At 60.0% G+C, this 18,088-nt stretch carries 12 protein-coding genes; 2 read left to right on the forward strand and 10 right to left on the reverse strand.

What is annotated here, in order from left to right; all coding sequences use genetic code 11:
- Positions 1-2: 2 nt before the first annotated feature.
- Together BN1241_RS05355 and BN1241_RS05360 are read right to left on the reverse strand one after the other, a co-directional pair.
- On the reverse strand, positions 3-374 hold the full coding sequence (locus BN1241_RS05355) for a sterol carrier family protein (protein WP_054952664.1): 372 nt from the start codon (positions 372-374) through the stop codon (positions 3-5).
- 98 nt (positions 375-472) lie between these two features.
- The gene (locus tag BN1241_RS05360; protein WP_054952665.1) at positions 473-3,103 is read right to left on the reverse strand and encodes a bifunctional metallophosphatase/5'-nucleotidase; all 2,631 of its coding nucleotides are present in this window, start codon (positions 3,101-3,103) and stop codon (positions 473-475) included.
- Between the two features lie 203 nt (positions 3,104-3,306).
- Here BN1241_RS05360 and ptsP point away from each other — a divergent pair, with 203 nt between their 5' ends.
- The gene (ptsP, locus tag BN1241_RS05365; protein WP_054952666.1) at positions 3,307-4,980 is read left to right on the forward strand and encodes a phosphoenolpyruvate--protein phosphotransferase; all 1,674 of its coding nucleotides are present in this window, start codon (positions 3,307-3,309) and stop codon (positions 4,978-4,980) included.
- Between the two features lie 235 nt (positions 4,981-5,215).
- Here ptsP and gdhA read toward each other — a convergent pair whose 3' ends face one another.
- From gdhA to BN1241_RS05400, 7 genes are all read right to left on the reverse strand, one after another.
- On the reverse strand, positions 5,216-6,565 hold the full coding sequence (gdhA, locus tag BN1241_RS05370) for an NADP-specific glutamate dehydrogenase (protein ID WP_054952667.1): 1,350 nt from the start codon (positions 6,563-6,565) through the stop codon (positions 5,216-5,218).
- Positions 6,566-6,783: 218 nt separating this feature from the next.
- Positions 6,784-9,042: a phosphoribosylformylglycinamidine synthase subunit PurL gene (gene purL / locus BN1241_RS05375; RefSeq protein ID WP_054952668.1), complete on the reverse strand. Its 2,259-nt coding sequence runs from the start codon at positions 9,040-9,042 to the stop codon at positions 6,784-6,786.
- Entirely contained in the window at positions 9,039-9,728 is a 690-nt protein-coding gene (gene purQ, locus BN1241_RS05380; RefSeq protein WP_054952669.1) for a phosphoribosylformylglycinamidine synthase subunit PurQ, read from the reverse strand. The genes purL and purQ overlap by 4 nt, the downstream gene beginning before the upstream one ends.
- Entirely contained in the window at positions 9,725-9,976 is a 252-nt protein-coding gene (locus BN1241_RS05385) for a phosphoribosylformylglycinamidine synthase subunit PurS (RefSeq protein WP_054952670.1), read from the reverse strand. Before BN1241_RS05385 ends, purQ begins: the two co-directional genes overlap by 4 nt.
- A gap of 28 nt (positions 9,977-10,004) precedes the next feature.
- Positions 10,005-10,919 carry a phosphoribosylaminoimidazolesuccinocarboxamide synthase gene (locus BN1241_RS05390; protein WP_390618004.1) on the reverse strand — a complete coding sequence of 305 codons (915 nt, stop codon included), beginning with the start codon at positions 10,917-10,919 and terminating at the stop codon, positions 10,005-10,007.
- Positions 10,920-11,323: 404 nt separating this feature from the next.
- Complete coding sequence (gene purD, locus BN1241_RS05395; protein ID WP_054952672.1) at positions 11,324-12,541, reverse strand: phosphoribosylamine--glycine ligase; 1,218 nt, start codon at positions 12,539-12,541, stop codon at positions 11,324-11,326.
- 252 nt (positions 12,542-12,793) lie between these two features.
- Positions 12,794-14,662, reverse strand: coding sequence for a phosphoenolpyruvate carboxykinase (GTP) (locus tag BN1241_RS05400; protein ID WP_054952673.1), 1,869 nt, complete (start codon positions 14,660-14,662; stop codon positions 12,794-12,796).
- Between the two features lie 588 nt (positions 14,663-15,250).
- On the opposite strand from BN1241_RS05400, the gene BN1241_RS05405 reads away from it, so the two are divergent.
- Entirely contained in the window at positions 15,251-16,276 is a 1,026-nt protein-coding gene (locus BN1241_RS05405; protein WP_054952674.1) for a hypothetical protein, read from the forward strand.
- 278 nt (positions 16,277-16,554) lie between these two features.
- On the opposite strand, the gene BN1241_RS05410 is transcribed toward BN1241_RS05405, so the two are convergent.
- Positions 16,555-17,838, reverse strand: a complete 1,284-nt coding sequence (locus tag BN1241_RS05410; RefSeq protein ID WP_054952675.1) for an adenylosuccinate synthase — start codon at positions 17,836-17,838, stop codon at positions 16,555-16,557.
- Positions 17,839-18,088 lie beyond the last annotated feature (250 nt).

The following is an 18,088-nucleotide window of genomic DNA, read 5'->3' on the forward strand; positions in this document are numbered from 1 at the left end:
GCTTACTTTCTTTCGGTTGTGCCCCGGCGTAACGGGAGGACAGCGGAAAGGTCTGCCCTCACTCCGGACGCTATTACCTTACCGGCACTGACGGCTTCCTCCCATTCCGTCTTCCCCGCGATGAGATCGAGCCACGTGTCGATATCGATCTCGACCACATTGGGTGGGGTGCCGCGAGTATGTCTCGGGCCAGCAATCGCCTGGACCGCACCAACGTAGGGAACTCTGATCTCGACGCTGCGTCCCGGGCTGAGGGCCGAGAGTTCTTCCAGCCCGCCCCGTCCCAGGGTCCGCTTCTCCCCCGCACTCAGTTCCTCGCCCGTTGCATATTTTGTCAGCAGGTCATCAAACACGATGGGGTCAATTCTGCGCATGGGTTTAACAATAGCGGGGCGCCCACCGAAGTGGGCGCCCCGTGAGCATCGCTCTTTATTGCAGGCGCTTGGTCACCGTCGTGACCGTGCCTTGATTGTTAGCGGCGGACTGCCGGGGTGTCGATACCGTCACCGTTCCAGTCACCAACGAACACGGTGTCCGTAGCGCGACCGTAGCCCAGCACCTGGTCGGCGTTGCCACTCTTGAGCTGGTTGTTGAGGTAGAAGGTGTTGCCGCGGCGGACCGCGAACGTGTCGCCGCCCTTACCGTCCCAGTTACCAACAAACACGGTATCGTTCGTGCGTCCGTAGTGGAACGATACGTCGGCGTTGCCTCCGTTGAGCGAGTTCTTCACGTGGATGGTGTCACCGCGGCGGACCGCGAACGTGTCGCCGCCCTTACCGTCCCAGTTACCAACAAACACGGTATCGTTCGTGCGTCCGTAGTGGAACGATACGTCGGCGTTGCCTCCCTCGAGCGAGTTCTTCACGTGGATGGTGTCACCGCGTCGGACAGCGAGAGTATCCTTACCGTCGCCATCCCAGTCACCAACGAGAACATCGTCGGTTGCCTTGCCGTACTTGAAGACGGTGTCCGCGTTGCCGCCGGATACATCGTTCTTGACGAAGTATTCGTTGCCACGGCGAACAGCGAAGGTGTCCTTACCGTCCGCGTTCCAGTCACCGACCAGTACATCGTCTCCTGCCCGGCCGTAGCCGAACTCAATGGAGGCATATGTGGAGGTCCAGTCGTTGGAGACGTAGAACCAGTTACCGACAGAGGGCTTGACCGGAGGAGTGGGCTCTTCCGGTTCTTCCGCGCCAGTGACCGTGACGGAGACCGTCACGTCGGTGTCGACCGTGCCGTTTTCGAAAGTGGTGATGACCTGGAGATCGGCAGCACCCGATGCGGAGGCAGGGATCTGTGCATACACGGTTGCGGTACCGGTGTTGTCACGGTTCGCAATCACGGAATTGTCGATGTTGGCGGAGCCGATCGAGGCACCATCGAGCTTGAGCTCAACCTTGGTCGGCTTCTTCTCTGCTCCGGTGAAGGTGAGCGAGGCGAGGTCGATGGTGGCGGTTTCACCAGCAACGAGCTCGTCGTGGCTGATACCAACGGAACGTTGTCCAGCCGGGATCTTGTCACCCTTGCCTGCCTTGAGGTAATCGACGTAACCCGCGAGATCAACGTAGCCGGTCTCGCGCAGGTTCGTGCCCTGCTCAAGGACGGTGAAGCCGTCCTGGCCGGTCAGGAGGAAGGTGTTCGAAGCAACGGTGTAGGTTGCGTCGCGGTCAACGGGTTCACCGTTGATCCACACACCGGTGATGACATCGGTGCCCTCGCCAGCGAAGACAGCATCGTCGGATGCCACTGCCTGGTCGTAGGTGAAGGTGATGTTATCGGACAGGCCAAGACGAAGGACCGGGCGGGAGGGGTTGTTCTGGAACTGCTGTTCCAGCATCGTGTACACCTGGTCGCCCGTGAGGTCGATCGTACCAATCGTGTTACCGAACGGCTGGGTCGCGTAGGCCTCACCGTAGGTCACCACACCGTCAACCGGGGTGTGGTCCATGTCGTGGCGGATACCACCTGGGTTGATGATGCCGAAGTCGGCTCCCATCTCAAACTTCGCGGCAACGTCAAGAGCTGCATTCGCGAGGTGGTTACCCATCGACGATTCGGTACCGCGGTTCGCGCCAAAGTCGGAACCGTTGTTGGTACCGCGCCACGCATTATCGGTCGTTGTGGCGAGCTGTTCTCCACCGAGAACGTCTGCCTCCTTCTTAGCAGCCTCTACGAGTACAGCAATTTCAGCATCGGGGGTTACGGCCTTGTCGAGAGCAACAATGCTCCGATCGTCGATCCTGACCGCACCCTCAGTATCAACAGTCAGAGTGACGTGAGCAAATGCTTCACCGTACTGGCCGCCCTGAACGATCGGGGCACCGGAAGCGGTCTGGGTCTGCGACTGGACGTGAGTGTGACCAGCAAAGACAACATCGACGTTGTCACCCAGGTTCGCGGCCGCCTCGTTACCCTCGTGGAAGAGCGCAACAACGACATCGGCTTCGCCGTTGTCTGGGTTACCGTCCTTGAGCTGCGCTGCGACCTCGTCGGTCTTTGCCACCGGATCAGTAAAGGTCAGACCCTCAACGCCGCCCTTGGCGACAATGTCGGGGGTGGTGGAGGTGACGGTGCCAACGAATGCGACGGAAACACCGTCGTATTCCTTGATCTCGTACGGAGGGGTGGAGATTTCCGTAGCCCCTTCAACGTTCGCACCGAGGTAGGAGAAGTCGACTGCGGGGATCACGCGGCCGGTGAGGTCTGCGTAGCCCTGGTCAAATTCGTGGTTACCAACAGCGGAGACGTCCAGACCCATCGCGTCGAGAATATCGAGCGTGGGCTGATCGTTAGCGATCGACGAAACATAGGCAGATCCGCCGATGTTGTCACCGGCGGATACGAAAGCAGTGTTCGGGTTAGCCGCCCGAATCGCATCAATCTGGGTGGCGAGATACGGGGCGGTTTCAATGTAGCCGTGGAAGTCGGTAACTCCCACGAGGTCAATGGTGACCGGTTCGGTATTCGTGTTCTGTGGCTTCAGGCTGTCGCCCTCATCCGCAGGTGCTGCGGATGCTGGGGCTGCGAATCCCGTTGCGGCAATGGCAACGGAGGCAACTACAGCGATTGGGCGCCGTGAGCCCAGTAGGTGAGTTCTCATCACTTACTTCCTCTTCAATGAATGAAATATGACACACTTAACATACCTTGAAAGCATTAACCCCGGGTTAATTTTTTTGAACGACAAGGTGCCAACCAGCACCACATCGTATATTCGCCATCACAGCTGGTGAGTTCCGATAATCGGGCAAATTGGCCCTTACAATCTCCTTAATAGATTGATGACCGGGAAGGATAGGCACCATGGAAGCTCAACTCACACTCACCGGGACACCAGTCGTACCCGGCATCGCCTACGCCAAGACTGCCTGGGTGCAGGGCGTTGCCGAACCAGCCGAGGAAGCACCGGACCTCCCGGAAGCCGAGCGCGAGGCTGCCCAGGACCACTTTGTGACCTCCGCAGACACGGTTTCGCAGCGCCTTCTCACCCGTGCTGCGAGCATGGTGGGCACCGCCTCGGACATCCTTGCCGTCTCCGCCGGCTTTGCGAAAGACAAGGGGTGGCGCAAGGAAGTCGCGAAACGCATTACGGCGGGCACTCCTCCAGTTCAGGCAGTCACCCAAGCCACCCAGCTCTTTGCCGATATCTTCAAGAGCCAGGGCGGCCTCATGGAGGAGCGGGTCACGGACCTCATGGATATGAGGAACCGCGTGATCGCGGAGCTTGAGGGACGTCCCGAACCCGGCATCCCCACACCCGATGAGCCCATTATTCTTCTCGCCGATGATCTGGCCCCCGCAGATACTGCCGGCCTCGACCCCGAACTCATTCTCGGCATTATTACTCGCCTGGGAGGGCCCACTTCTCACACGTCGATTATTTGCCGGCAGCTCTCCATCCCCTGCATCGTCGCCGCGCGCGAACTCGACGCCGTCCCCGATGGGAAGCTGCTCATCATGGACGGCGACTCGGGTGAGTATTCGGTCGATCCTGACAAGGAAGAAGCGCAGGCGATTGCCCACGAGGATTCTCTTCGCAGGCAGCGGGCTAGAGAGTGGCGCGGTCCCTCACAGACCCTCGACGGTGTCCCCGTTGAACTGCTCGCCAACATCCAGGACCGTGCAAGCGCCCTCCGTGCCGAAGAAACCGAAGCTGTCGGTATCGGCCTGTTCCGTACCGAACTGTCCTTCCTCAACACTCCGGTTGAGCCCTCCCTCGAGGACCAGACCGCTCTCTACAGTTCCGTTTTCAGCAGCTTCCCGGGCGGCAAGATCGTTGTTCGCACGCTCGATGCCGGATCGGATAAGCCGGTCGCCTTTGCTTCCGTACCCAACGAAGAGAACCCCGCACTCGGCGTGCGCGGACTGCGCACCTCGGGTATCGATGAGGGCCTGCTCCTGCGCCAGATCGATGCTCTCGTAACCGCCTCGGCGGGGCATGATGGACCAAACTGGATCATGGCACCCATGGTTTCAACCGTGGCGGAGGCCCGCTGGTTTGCCTCCCTGATCCGCGAACGCGGACTCAAGGCCGGCATCATGATCGAAGTTCCCGCAGCCGCCCTCATGATCGATCAGTTCTTGGAAGAAGTCGATTTCGTTTCCATCGGAACAAACGATCTGACGCAGTATGTCATGGCAGCGGATCGTAACAACGCGAACCTGGCGACCTATACCGATAACTGGCAGCCCGCGGTCCTCACACTCATCAACTGGATTGCCCAGGCCGGCATCCGCCACGGCAAACCCGTTGGCGTGTGCGGTGAGGCAGCGGCCGACCCGAACCTGGCCGCGGTCCTGCTCGGCATGGGAGTCACCTCCCTATCCATGGCCTCCGGAGCAATCTCGTACGTGGGTTCGCGCCTATCCGAGGTGACGATGGAACAGTGCCAGCAGGCGGCCGAGGCCGTCCTTCAAGCACCCGACCCGATCGCCGCGCGCCAGGCCGCTGCCGCGGCCCTGGGCAGCGCCCACTGACGGACAATCAACTCCCGAGCCCACCTCCAAAACCCACTAAACCGATTCTTTCTCCCTAGAACGACAAGCACCTTCTAGGGAGAAGTGTTTCCGACCGAAAATCGCATGGGCACACCGATGGAAGGCACTCCCCGACCACGTAGGGCTCACTCCCGCACGCATAAAGGTCACCCCGCACGATTCATGTGCGGGGGTGACCCTTACTGAGCTAGCTAATCGAGCCCACTTACTTTTCTTAGACGGCACCCTGGCTGATCATGGCTTCTGCGACACGGACGAAGCCTGCCGCGTTCGAACCGGTGACGTAGTCGTCGGGGCGTCCCACGTACTTCTGGGAGGCTTCCACGCACTGGGTGTGGATGTCTTCCATGATCTTGTCGAGGCGATCAGCAACGTCTTCACGGGACCAAGACTGGCGTGCAGAGTTCTGCTGCATCTCCAAAGCCGACACTGCAACGCCGCCGGCATTTGCTGCCTTGCCCGGGCCATACAGCACGTCGGAGGCCTCGAAGACCTCAACACCCTCAGCATCGGTCGGCATGTTCGCACCCTCAGCCACGGCCTTGACGCCATTCTTGATGAGGGTGCGGGCGTGTTCGCCGTTGAGTTCATGCTGGGTTGCGCACGGCAGTGCCACATCAACCGGGACGTTCCAGATCGACGAGTCGGTGTGGAGCTCCGCGGAGGGGCGTTCCTTCACGTAGTCGGAGACGCGGCCGCGACGAACTTCCTTAATTTCCTTCAGCAGATCAAGGTCGACACCTTCGGAGTCGTAGACCCAGCCGCTCGAGTCGGAGAAGCTGACGGGCTTCGCACCGAGGGAAAGGAGCTTCTCGATGGAGTAGATGGCAACGTTTCCGGAACCGGAAACGGAGACGGTCTGTCCTTCGAAGTCTTCACCGCGGGTTTGGAGCATTTCGCGGGTGAAGGCAACGAGACCATATCCGGTGGCCTCGGTGCGGATGAGGGAGCCGCCCCAGCCGAGTCCCTTGCCGGTGAGAACTCCGGATTCGAAGGAGCCGACGAGGCGCTTGTACTGGCCGAACATGTAGCCGATTTCGCGGCCACCCACGCCAATGTCACCGGCGGGAATGTCACGCTTGGAGCCGATGAAGGGGTAGAGGCCGGTCATGAACGACTGGCAGAACCGCATGATTTCGTTATCGGACTTACCGTGCGGATCGAAGTCGGAACCGCCCTTGCCGCCGCCGATCTGCTGGCCCGTCAGCGCATTCTTGAAGATCTGCTCAAAGCCAAGGAACTTGATGATCGAGGCGGAGACGGTCGGGTGGAAGCGGAGGCCACCCTTGTACGGGCCGAGGGCCGAGTTGAACTGGACCCTGAAGCCGCGGTTGACGTGGTGCTTGCCCTCGTCATCTACCCACGGCACACGGAAGTGGACGACGCGTTCGGGTTCGACAACGCGTTCCAAGATGGCAGCATCCCGGTACACGGGGTGTTGCTCAAGCACAGGCGCCAAAGAATCCAGGACGCCGGTCACGGCCTCATGGAACTCAAGTTCACCCGGGTTGCGTACACGCAGTCCATCAAGGACTGACTCGATATATTCATTCGCTGTGCTCATGAGTAAAACGCTAGTTCATCAGGGGTTTTCTTGACACAATCATCCACTGCGAAATAGTCCACAAAACCAAAAGTTTCCCAAGAGGAAAGCTTGTCACTAGGGTGCTTTTTAGGAAAGTGGCGGAAATAAGCCACTCCCCCACGTTTGAGGTCCGATTAAGAACCGGTCACGAACGTGAGGGAGTGCATTATAGGACGTTATGCGTTTTTTGGCAAATCCTAGGCCTGGGGTGCTCGAGGAGTGGGACCGACCAGTTCGTCAATGAGGAAAGAATATGTTTCCTCACCGTCGATGACGAGTCGATCGCCGCCCGTGGTGCCGATCCGAGCGGCGGTCACGCCCTCTGCTTCGGCGGCCGCTGTCACGGCCGGCAGGAGGTGCTCGGGAACCGCAACCACGGCACGTGCCTGGGTTTCGGAGAACAGTGCCGTGAAGTCATCCACGCCGAGTGGCTGGAGGTCGATCGAGGCACCGATCCGGTGGCGGAGAACCATGTCGGTCAGGGTCTGGATGAGACCACCGTTCGAAACGTCGTGAGAGGCAGAAACAACATCGGCCTCAGCGAGCGCAATGAGGACGTTGGCAAGGGCAACTTCCTTACCGAAATCGACCTGGGGCGGGAGCCCTCCCACGTGGTCGTGGATGGCACGCGCCCACGCTGAACCGTCGAACTCTTCAGCGACGTCGCCCAGGGCGACGATCGCGAGGCCTTCCTCGAACCATCCCGAGGGTCGGGCGGCCGCAACGTTGTCGAGGACGCCGAGCATGCCCACCACGGGAGTGGGGTTGATCGACTTGTCACCGGAGGAGTTGTAGAGCGATACGTTGCCTCCCGTGACGGGGATGCCGAGCTCGGCACAGCCGTCCGCGAGGCCTTCCATTGCGGTCACGAGCTGCCACATAAGGTCCGGGTTCTCCGGGTTACCGAAGTTCAGGCAGTCGGAGATCGCGCGAGGGCGGGCACCGACCGTGGCAACGTTTCGGTAGGACTCAGCAAGCGCTTGGCGGGCACCGTTGTATGGATCCAGCTTCGTGTACCACCCGTTCGCGTCGGTCGACAAGGCGACACCGCGTCCCGTTTCCTCGTCCACGCGGATCACACCGGCATCGTCCGGCTGTGCGAGAGCCGTGTTGCCGCGCACGAAGCGGTCGTACTGACTTGTCACCCAGTCCTTGGGTGCCTGGTTGGGGGAATGAAGGAGGGTGATGATCTGCTCCCGCAGCTCTACACCAGAAGCGGGGCGTGCCAGCGAGTCGGTGGTGTCTGCCTGGAGAGCATCCTGCCATGCGGGGCGCGCGTAGCGACGGTCGTAGACCGGCCCATCAACAGCCACGGTCTTCGGGTCCACATCAACGATTCGGTGACCCTCGTGGTCGATCGTGAGGCGGCCATCTCCAGTCACTTCACCGATGATGGAGGCTTCCACTTCCCACTTGGCGATGATCGCCATGAACTCGTCAAGGTTCTCCGGAGTCACGACCGCCATCATCCGTTCCTGGGATTCGGACATGAGGATCTCGCCAGCATTCAGAGTCGAGTCACGTAGGAGCACCTCTTCGAGGTTGACGTGCATGCCCGAGTTACCGTTCGCGGCCAGCTCCGAGGTTGCACAAGAAATGCCTGCCGCACCCAGGTCCTGGATGGCTTCGACGAGTCCCGCCTGGAACAGCTCCATGCAGCATTCGATGAGGATCTTCTCCATGAACGGGTCACCCACCTGCACGGAGGGACGCTTCGTGGGCATGCCGCCCTCGAAAGCCTGCGAGGAGAGGATGGAGGCACCACCGATGCCGTCACCGCCGGTGCGAGCACCGAACAGCACAACCTTGTTGCCCACACCTTCGGCATTGGCCAGGTGAATGTCTTCGTGGCGGAGCACGCCAACCGCGAGCGCGTTAACGAGCGGGTTGCCCTGGTAGGAGCGGTCGAATTCGACCTCGCCTCCGATGTTGGGCAGGCCAAGGCTGTTGCCGTAACCGGCGATGCCGGCAATGGCGCCATTGGCAACGCGCCACGTGTCGGCCTCGTTCGGGTCACCGAAGCGCAACTGGTCCATGACCGCAACCGGGCGTGCACCCATCGCAATAATGTCGCGGACGATGCCACCCACACCCGTGGCCGCACCCTGGTAGGGCTCCACGTAGGAGGGCGAGTTGTGGGATTCAACCTTGAAGGTCACGGCCCAGCCGTCACCCACGTCCACCACGCCGGCGTTCTGTCCCATGCCGACCAGGAGGTGCTTGCGCATGTGTTCGGTGGTCTTCTTCCCGAACTGGGCCGACAGGTGCTTCTTGGAGGACTTGTAGGAGCAGTGCTCGGACCACATGACCGAGTACATGGCGAGCTCCGCATTGGTGGGGCGCCGTCCGAGTAGCCCGACGATGCGCTCGTACTCGTCGTCTTTCAATCCGAGTGCCGCGTACGGCATCTCTTCGTCGGGGGTCGCAAAAGCGTTCTCAACGGTGTCGTGAATCATCGCAGAACTCCCATCACTGACTGGAAGAGGGTGAGGCCGTCAATGCCGGTGCGGATGCCGCTCGCACTGTCGGGGCCGAAGCCCTTTTCGACCGCGTGTTCGGGGTGGGGCATGAGCCCCACAACGTTGCCCGCGGCGTTGGTGATGCCGGCAATGTTGTTGCGGGAGCCATTGGGGTTGACTTCCGTGTAGCGGAAAACGACCCGGCCTTCGCCTTCCAGTTCGGCAATCATTTCATCGTGCGCCTGGAAGGAACCTTCACCGTTCTTGAGCGGGATCGTGATCTCGGCGTTCTGCTCGAAGCCGTTGGTCCACGCGGTCCCGTTATTTTCCACAACGAGCTTCTGTTCGCGGCAAATAAACTTTTGGTGATCGTTGCGAATGAGTGCGCCCGGCAGCAGACCTGCCTCGCACAGCACCTGGAAACCATTGCAAATACCCAGGACCGGCATACCACCATTCGCACGCTCAATGACTGATCCCATGACGGGAGCAAGCGCGGCGATTGCTCCGCAGCGCAGGTAGTCGCCGTAGGAGAATCCGCCGGGGATGATGACCGCGTCAACATCCTTGAGGTCGGTGTCAGCGTGCCACAGGTCGACGGCTTCGCCGCCCGCGATCCTCACTGCCCGTTTCGCATCCCCCTCATCGAGAGTCCCGGGGAAAGTAATGACTCCGACTTTCACTTTTCCCCCGCATAAACGCCGACAACGTCTTCGATCACGGGGTTGGAGAGCACGGTCTCGGCGGCCTTTCGTGCGGCCTCGAGAGCTTCCTCGGTGACGTCTCCATCAACGGCTAGCTCGAACCGCTTGCCTTGGCGTACGCCACCGAAGACGGTGATTCCTTGATGTGGCAGTGCCCCCGCGATGGCCTTGCCCTGGGGGTCAAGGATCTCAGGCTTTGGCATGACTTCTACAATGATGCGTCCCATGGGAACAACTGTAGCGTTTAGCCCCTACCTAGCGCTTCCATGTCTCGCCAGTGAGGCGCTCGTACGCGTGCCGATATCGTTCCTGTGTCTTCATGACCACGTGGTCCGGCAGCTCGGGAGGTGGAGTGTCCTTCACCCACCCGGATTCCTCTGATTTCAGCCAGTCTCGGATGTACTGCTTATCGAGGGAGGGCTGGGATTTGCCGGGCGAGTAGGAGTCGATGAGCCAGAAGCGTGACGAGTCGGGTGTGAGGATTTCGTCAGCCAGGATCAGATCGGTCTCCCCCGGTTGCATGCGGTACCCGAACTCAAACTTCGTGTCCGCAAGGATCACGCCCCGTTCCTCGGCTAAGTCCCGGGCCTTCGTGTATAGCGCGATCGAAATGTCGCGGAGTTGGCGGGCAGTTTCCTTTCCCACACGCTCTTCCACCTGTTCAAAGGTAATGTTTTCGTCGTGTTCACCCAAGTCCGCTTTCGCGGCCGGAGTGAAGATCGGTTCGTCCAGCCGGTCCCCATCAACCAGCCCCTCGGGCAGAGTGATGCCACACACCTGTCCCGTTTCCTTGTATTCCTGGTACCCGGACCCCGTAATGTAGCCGCGGACCACACATTCGACGGGAACCATTTGGAGGCGCTCGGCGATCATTGCCCGCCCCTCCACTTCCTTCGGCACGTGAACGGACACGAAGTGGTTGTCGGTCACGTCCTTGAGTTGCTCGAACCACCACAGCGTCAGTGCTGTCAGAATCTTTCCCTTATCCGGGATCGGGGTGGGGAGCACGTGATCGAAAGCCGAGATGCGGTCGGACGCAACAATCAGAAGGGCATCCCTGCCGCTGTGCGCAGACAAATCTGCCGGCGCGTAGAGGTCACGCACCTTACCGGACGCCACGTGCGTCCAGCCGCGCAGGCTCTCATTGGGGGTCTTACTCATGGTCCCCATTCTTTCACGGAAAGCACGACTGTGAAGCCCGATCTCAGACTTGCTCACAAGGGATAATTGCCGCACTGCCAGCCACAACGCAGAAGTTCCACGGACCCAGGTATCAGTTCTCCATTCTTCTCACTGAGGTATCTACCAGCCGTTTTCTAATCCCCTTCGCCCACAAGATTGCCGCCTGTTACCAGCAGACAAGACACGCATTTTGCATCAGCAGTAGCTGCGTCCCCACGTAAGGCTACGCGGCTCCCAGGTGACTCATCTGCACCCGGAAACCAGCACCACCAAATGATCTGCATGCCGAAACCGCACCGCGGGGAACGCTATCCCTGCGGTGCGGTTCGTGAGATTCAGAAAACTACGCGAGTTTTGTCAGATTTGTAAGTGATATGAGGATGGGCCGGTCGTTAGATGCCTGCGGCGATGTCGGTGCGGTACTGCATCCCCTCAAACGGAACAATCGCCGAGTAGGCGGCCTCACGGGCCTGGGCAACGGTTTCGCCCTTGCCGATAACAGCTGCGACCCTGCCTCCGGTCGTTACCACCCGGTCATCTTTCCATGCTGTTCCCGCATGAATCAGCCCCTCCATGGGACTCACCTCAACACCGAGAGTAAGCTTGCCCGGGTATCCTTCACTCGCAAGCACGACCGCAACAACGGCATCCTCATCCCATTCGAGCGGTTCGAGCTGGTGGAGCTTGCCCGTGGCTGCCGCGTACAGCACCTCGGTCAGGGGTGTCTTGAGTCGAGGTAGCACGGCCTGAGTTTCGGGGTCACCAAAGCGCACGTTAAATTCGATGACTCGGATGCCGCGCTCGGTTAGAGCAAGTCCGCAGTAGAGGATTCCAACGAACGGGGTGCCTTGGCGTTCTAGTTCCCGAATAACGGGGTAGGCGACTCGTTCGAGGACCTCGTCGGCCAGACCAACGGGCGCCCACGGAAGCGGAGAGTATGAGCCCATCCCACCCGTGTTGGGGCCTTCCCCACCGTCCTTTAGTCTCTTGAAGTCCTGTGCCGCCTCGAGGGGGATGACGGTCTTGCCATCACACACGCACAGGAGGGAAACTTCGGGTCCGTCAAGGAACTCTTCGATGACGACGCTTCCGCCCGCATCAATACACTCGAATGCGTGCTCCCGGGCCTTCTCGAGGTCCTCGGTGACAACAACCCCCTTGCCTGCTGCGAGCCCATCGTCTTTCACCACGTAGGGCGGCGGGAACATCTGCAGGGCGTCTTCTGCTTCTTCGCGGGTGGAGCAGATTCGTGCAAGTGCGGTGGGTACTTCCGCGAGCGCCATGATCTCCTTGGCAAAAGCCTTCGATCCCTCCAGTTTCGCCGCGGCACCACTCGGGCCGAATACAGCCACTCCCGCTTCTCGTAGGTCATCAGCCACGCCAGCAACGAGTGGGGCTTCGGGTCCGATAACAACGAGGTCAACGTTCTTGTGAAGTGCGATCTCGACGATGGCGCGTCCGTTGAGAATGTCACCATCGATGCATTCAGCGTTCTCAATGTGGCTGATGCCGGGGTTTCCGGGGACCGCGTACAAGGCTTCTACATGGGGTGCGAGGGAGAGTGCAAGCGCGTGCTCTCGGCCGCCCGAACCGAGGAGGAGAATCTTCATAGCTAAGAGACTACCCGCGCCCACCCGCAGGTGACGTGTCCGGGAGGCTGGAATTCATCACGTGAACACGAAACCGTGATGGTTTCCGCCACTAGTTTTTCACGGGCTTGGGAAGGCGAACCGGAAGTATCGGAGTCTTCCGGGAGCTGCCTGGCGGAGGGATAAGGACAAAAATGGGTTGTGGCAGGAGCCGAAGCTCCTGCCACATTGAGGATTCACATCCCTTGAATCAAGTGCTCAGATTTAGGCGAGCTAGTTTGCTCGTGCCGCTTCGATCCGCTTGCGGAACTCGTCGAGCTGACCGCGGACTGATGCGGGGACTCTGTCACCGAACTTGCTGAAGTATTCTTCAACGCTGTCGATTTCTGTCGCCCAAGCATCCGGGTCGGTTTCGAACAGGGCATTCCATTCGTCCTCGCCGATGTCGAGTCCATCGAGGTTGAAGTCCTCGAACTTGGGGTAGCGTCCGGTGATGCCGTCCACGGTTTCCACGCGACCGTCCGCACGGCGAACAATCCAGTCGAGCACTCGGGAGTTGTCACCGAAGCCGGGCCACATGAACTTGCCGTCCTCGTCCTTGCGGAACCAGTTGACCTGGTAGATCTTCGGGAACTTATCGCCGAGCTTCTCCTGAAGTTCGGTCCAGTGTCCCCAGTAGTCGGCCATGTTGTAGCCGATGAAGGGGAGCATCGCGAACGGGTCGTGACGGAGCGATCCGGCCTCAACGTCGGTTGCTGCCGCGGTAACCTCGGAAGCCACGGAGGCTCCGATGAAGACGCCGTGGTCGGGCGAATACTGTTCGGCGACCAGGGGGACGTTGGTGGCGCGGCGTCCACCGAACAGGATCGCGTCCACCGGTACGCCTTCGGGGGCTTCCCAGTCAGGGCAGATGATCGGGCACTGCGAGGCGGGAACCGTGAAACGCGAGTTCGGGTGTGCTGCGAGCTTGCCTGCTTCGGCATCGGACTTCGTGTAGTCGTTGCCGTGCCAGTCAATGAGGTGGTCGGGCATCTCACCATCGATGCCCTCCCACCAAACGTCACCATCGTCGGTTAGGGCAACGTTGGTGAAGATCGAGTTTGCACGCGCGGTCTCCATCGCCATCGGGTTCGTGTCGTACGAGGTGCCCGGGGCAACTCCAAAGAAGCCAGCTTCGGGGTTGATGGCGCGCAGGGTGCCGTCGGGGCCGGGACGCATCCACGCAATGTCGTCACCGATCGTTTCAACCTTGTAGCCCTCGATCGTGGGCTGGAGCATCGCGAGGTTGGTCTTGCCACAGGCCGAGGGGAAAGCAGCGGTCACGTGGAACTGCTTGCCGGTCGCTTCTTCGGTGAGGCGGAGAATGAGCATGTGCTCTGCCATCCAACCATCCCTCTTCGCCATCGTGGAGGCGATGCGAAGCGCGAAGCACTTCTTACCCAGGAGGGCGTTACCGCCGTATCCGGACCCGTAGGACCAGATCTCGTTGGTTTCAGGGAAGTGAGTAATGTACTTTTCGTCATTGCACGGCCAGGTCGTATCGGGCCGCTCATTGCCTTCAGCGTCGATCAGCGGGTAGCCGACCGAGTGCACGGCGGGCACCCATTCCTGGCCTTTGCCGATGAGTTCAAGGGCGGGTGTTCCCATGCGGGTCATGATCCTCATGTTGACCACAACGTATGGCGAGTCGGAGATTTCCACTCCGAGCTGGGAGATCGGGCCACCAACCGGTCCCATGGAGAATGGGATCACGTACATGGTCCGTCCCCTCATGGCGCCGTCAAAGACTCGGCCGAGGGTCTCCTTCATTTCTTTCGGGTCCGCCCAGTTGTTGGTCGGCCCAGCATCCTCTTCCTTTTCGGAGCAGATGTAGGTGCGTGATTCAACGCGTGCAACATCGGAGGGGAGAGAACGAGCAAGGAACGAGTTTGGTCGCTTTTCGGGGTTGAGCCTGGTGAACATTCCAGACTCCACCATCTGGCCCGTCAGCAGATCCCATTCCGCATCGGTGCCATCCACCCAGAAAATATCCTTGGGCTTCGCCAGGTTGGCAATGGTCGTTACCCACTCCACCAGGTCCGCCGGCGCAATCTCCGGGGCATTTGCCTTGACGTCGTCAACCGTATAGGTCCTGTCAGTCATCGCTCTTCCTCCTAGAATTAGGCGATGGTCACTTTCCTTCATTGGTCAAGTACCACCTAAATTATCTCCCCTGAAAGTGCCCACATAATGGGACTATGGGCCGATTTTCCAGCGGAAATACGTAGGACTGTTGACCTACCACTCCCACCATCATGTCCATTTGTCCCCTATCCGCGGTGCTTTGGACCGATGTGGAAGCGCCACCGGGACAATATGCAAGGCCTGCCCAGCAAATCCTCCTCTCGTCTCTTTTTCACCCACTCAAGAAACGCTGTCGGACCGGTTGCGACCCCCTCAAGGCCATCATCAATCTCGTTGAACACCAGGCAGGGGCGGTCGGCGTGAATTCTGTCTGCAACTAACCCAGGGGAAGGACCCAACAGTCAAGCGCAGTAGGGAGCGTTTCCACCCCTCCCCTGTCGACTACCCGATCCAGACTTTTCCCTAACATTTCGCCGATTTTTCAGGCTTCATTCAGAATCTAGTCAGAACTCCCCACCAAATTGTTAATTCTTTGCGGAATCTTCCCCTTATCGTGGACTGCGTAAGGCCGCGAGCGATGGCGACCGGCATTCTGAAAGGAAAGTTATGAAAACCCGCACCAAGAAAGCACTCGTGGTTGCAGCTATTGCACCCGCCGCGCTGGTCCTGTCTGCATGCCGTGCCGAAACAATCATCGAAATCAAGGACGACGGCACCGCTAGCGTCGTCATGGAGTTCGAGGACACCGAGGGCATGCTCAGCGGCATGGGCTATACCTGTGATCAGCTCTTCGAAGAAATGGACATCTCTGATCCCGAGAACGGCACCTACGAAGTCGAAGACCTCTCCGGCGCCAACCTCTCGTGCCGCCTGACCGCGACCTCGGACGAAAACGTGGTTGATGACTCCACTCTCATCGACAACGGTGACTCCTACACATTCGTCGCGGAGGGTGACCCGAGCATGTCGATGGACGAACTCGAAATGCCCGAAGGCATGGACTTCGAGTTGGACTTCACGCTCACGATCCAGATGCCGGGCGAAATCACGGAAGCCACCAACGGTGGCGAAATCGATGGCAACCGCGCCTCCTACCACGACTTCAATGCCATGGCTCAGGGCTTCGAAGTGACCGGCATGAAGTCCGGGGGCGGCGAAAGCCCCTCGACCGACAAGGACGCCACCACCGAGCCCCCTGACGATTGCAGTGATGGCCAGGGTGAGGGTTGCGTCGAACCGATGCCACCCAACGAAAATGACGACGAGAAAGACCCTTCCGGCGATAACAAGGGCGACAGCCAGGACAGCCAGGATGAGTCTGACGATGCCGGAGACTCGGCTAGTGACTCCGACGATTCCGGCTTCCCCATGTGGGCATGGTTCGCCATCGGTGGTGGCGTCATTGTCATCGCAGGCATCGTAATCTGGGCGCTGACCCGCAATAAGAACAAGAACAACCACGGCGGCCCCTACGGTCCCGGTGGCGGTCAGTACGGCGGTCCTCAGGGCGGACAATACGGCGGTCCTCAGGGCGGACAATACGGCGGTCCTCAGGGCGGACAGTACGGTGGCCCCCAGCAGGGCAACCAGTCTCCCTACAACCCCAACCAGGGCGGACAGGGCTGGAACTAACCACCAGCAGCGCTGACCGCAGCCCCAGGTAACACGGAGGCAACGCGATCAGCACAGCTAATACTTAAAACGGGGAGGGAGCAGACCACACGGTTTGCTCCCTCCCTTCACATTTCCTTAACTACCTACGCCTTACATCCGGTAGCTGGCGGACAGCATGATGTCTTGCCCAATCCCTTCACTCAAACAAAGGCCCTCCCCCCGCTCAATGCAGGGGAGGATCTACTCATTCAGTGTGCGGTTGTTAGCCGGGCCAGTCGGTGCGCCGCTGGCTACTTTTAGACGAGCGGGTGGCGCACAATCGTCTGTTCGCGGCCGGGGCCGACACCGATCGAGGAAACGCGCACGCCGGACAGCTTTTCGATTGCGTGGACGTAATCCTGTGCGTTCTGGGGAAGGTCCTCGAAGGAACGGACGGCGGTAATGTCTTCCTGCCAGCCCGGGAAGTACTCGTAAATGGGCTTGGCGTGGTGGAAGGACGTCTGGTCCGCCGGCATCTCATCATGACGTACACCGTCAATCTCGTACGCGACACAGACGGGGATCTGGTCGAGCGTGGAGAGCACATCGAGCTTGGTCAGGACCAGGTCGGTCAGGGAGTTGACGCGGGTCGCGTAGCGAGCGATCACGGCGTCGTACCAGCCGCAGCGGCGGGGACGTCCCGTGGTCACACCAAACTCACCGCCGCGCTCACGCAACCAATCACCCGACTCATCAAAGAGCTCGGTCGGGAAGGGACCCTCACCGACGCGGGTGATGTAGGCCTTGGAAACGCCGACGACACGGTCGATGCGGGTGGGGCCCACGCCGGAACCGGTGCATGCGCCACCCGCGGTTGCCGAGGAGGACGTGACGAACGGGTAGGTGCCGTGGTCAACGTCGAGCATGGTGGCCTGGCCACCCTCGAAAACCACGGTCTCTCCCCTATCAAGAGCATCGTTGAGCAGGTTCGGGACATTCGCGACCAGTGGCTTGATACGGTCTGCGTACTTCAACAGTTCCGCGGTCACGATGTCGGCATCGGCCGCACGCGAGTTAAAGACCTTGACGAGCAGGTTGTTCTTCTGGTCGAGGGCAGCTTCGACCTTCTGACGGAGGATGGGGGCATCGAAGAGATCCTGGATGCGCAGTCCAATACGGTTCATCTTGTCCGCGTAGGTGGGTCCAATGCCGCGCCCGGTGGTGCCGATCTTCCGGTTGCCGAGGAAGCGTTCGGTCACCTTGTCGAGTGTCCGGTTGTAGGAAGGAATGATGTGGGCGGTGGAGGCGACACGCAGCTTCGACATGTCGATGCCGCGGGCTTCGAGCTCCTCAACTTCCTGGAACAGGACATCCAGGTCGACCACGACTCCGCCGCCGATGACGGGGGTGCAGGTGTCGGTCAGGGCACCGGCGGGGATGAGGTGAAGGGCGAACTTCTCACCATCAACCACGATGGTGTGACCGGCGTTGTTGCCGCCGTTGAACTTCACAACATAGTCGACGTCAGTGCCGAGCTGGTCAGTGGCCTTGCCCTTTCCTTCGTCGCCCCACTGGGCGCCAATGACAATCAATGCCGGCATCGTTGATCTCCTTCAATGGTTAATACCGAGAGCGCGTTCATTCTAGTCCCCGAGGCGACATGAGACCGCGGCGTCTCGCTCTCCAGGCACCTCAATCAGCATACTCGCCTCGCCTATCATCAGTCAGTTTGCCGTCAGTTGCCACCGGGGAACATGAATTTGCCAAGCTTCACAGCCGGGGTCGATCACCGGATTGGCATGATCTTCACAATTTTTTGACCTGAGGTTAAAGGATCAAATGTGACCCTGT

Source organism: Flaviflexus massiliensis (genome assembly GCF_001375495.1).
In the GTDB taxonomy this organism is placed as follows: Bacteria; Actinomycetota; Actinomycetes; order Actinomycetales; family Actinomycetaceae; genus Flaviflexus; species Flaviflexus massiliensis.

Excerpts from the sequence above, each read along its gene's own strand:
- BN1241_RS05385 (WP_054952670.1), bottom strand. The coding sequence starts at position 9,976 with ATGGGACGCATCATTGTAGAAGTCATGCCAAAGCCTGAGATCCTTGAC.
- BN1241_RS05355 (WP_054952664.1), bottom strand. The coding sequence starts at position 374 with ATGCGCAGAATTGACCCCATCGTGTTTGATGACCTGCTGACAAAATAT.
- BN1241_RS05390 (WP_390618004.1), bottom strand. The coding sequence starts at position 10,919 with ATGGGGACCATGAGTAAGACCCCCAATGAGAGCCTGCGCGGCTGGACG.
- BN1241_RS05400 (WP_054952673.1), bottom strand. The coding sequence starts at position 14,662 with ATGACTGACAGGACCTATACGGTTGACGACGTCAAGGCAAATGCCCCG.
- gdhA (WP_054952667.1), bottom strand. The coding sequence starts at position 6,565 with ATGAGCACAGCGAATGAATATATCGAGTCAGTCCTTGATGGACTGCGT.
- BN1241_RS05410 (WP_054952675.1), bottom strand. The coding sequence starts at position 17,838 with ATGCCGGCATTGATTGTCATTGGCGCCCAGTGGGGCGACGAAGGAAAG.
- ptsP (WP_054952666.1), top strand. The coding sequence starts at position 3,307 with ATGGAAGCTCAACTCACACTCACCGGGACACCAGTCGTACCCGGCATC.
- BN1241_RS05360 (WP_054952665.1), bottom strand. The coding sequence starts at position 3,103 with ATGAGAACTCACCTACTGGGCTCACGGCGCCCAATCGCTGTAGTTGCC.
- purD (WP_054952672.1), bottom strand. The coding sequence starts at position 12,541 with ATGAAGATTCTCCTCCTCGGTTCGGGCGGCCGAGAGCACGCGCTTGCA.
- purL (WP_054952668.1), bottom strand. The coding sequence starts at position 9,042 with ATGATTCACGACACCGTTGAGAACGCTTTTGCGACCCCCGACGAAGAG.
- BN1241_RS05405 (WP_054952674.1), top strand. The coding sequence starts at position 15,251 with ATGAAAACCCGCACCAAGAAAGCACTCGTGGTTGCAGCTATTGCACCC.